The 836-nt window shown below is 62.7% G+C and carries 1 protein-coding gene; it reads left to right on the forward strand.

Going from position 1 to position 836, the window contains the following annotated elements:
* On the forward strand, window positions 1-836 hold an 836-nt coding region (locus CR938_RS14315), incomplete at both ends, for an IS701 family transposase (RefSeq protein ID WP_246191106.1).

Genomic DNA, 836 nt, shown 5'->3' on the forward strand with positions numbered 1-836 from the left:
CGGCACAGGTGCTGCCGACCCTGAGCAGGAAGAGCGCAGCGTGTCACTGGATCGTGGACGACACGGGATTTTCAAAGAAAGGGGTGCATTCGGTCGGTGTTGCACGCCAGTACTGCGGCCGCCTTGGCAAGACGGACAATTGCCAGGTTGCCGTGAGTTTGTCGATCGCCAACGACCACGGCAGCCTGCCAGTGGGCTATCGGCTGTATCTTCCCGAGCAGTGGGCTCAGGACACTGTGCGGCGCAAGAAGGCAGGCGTTCCGGATCAGGTCGTGTTTCAGACCAAGACAGCGCTGGCCATGGATCAGATCGACAGCGCGCTGGCGACAGGGATTGCGGCAGGCGTCGTGCTAGCCGATGCGGCCTACGGCACCGAGACCCACTGGCGAGACCAGCTCAGCGAACGCGGCCTGCTGTACATGGTTGGCGTCCGCAGCAACACGAAGGTCTGGTGGGGATCGCACCAACCTGCGCCCATGCCGCCAGCCAGCCCTAAGGGCGGTCGGCCCCGCACACGACCGATGCGCGATAGCGCACATGCGCCGATCTCGGTACATGAAGTCGCGCAGCGCTTGCCCGCAAGGACGTATCGGCAGGTCAGCTGGCGCCAGGGCAGCGACGCCACGCTCAGTTCGCGGTTCGCGGCGGTGCGGGGTCGTGCCGCCCACAAACGCCAGGGACCTGACGAGCAGTGGGTGCTGATCGAGGGGGCGCCGGGGGAGTCCGCGCCCAAGAGACTAAAGCGGAAATCGGAAGCCGGCTTCTTCTTGGAAAAAAAAAAAACACATATACAGACAATGTTGAATAACAAGGTGGGAGCGTCGTACGTATCTATT

The sequence above is a fragment of the Pseudoxanthomonas taiwanensis genome (assembly GCF_010093135.1).
GTDB classification, from domain to species: Bacteria; Pseudomonadota; Gammaproteobacteria; order Xanthomonadales; family Xanthomonadaceae; genus Pseudoxanthomonas; species Pseudoxanthomonas taiwanensis.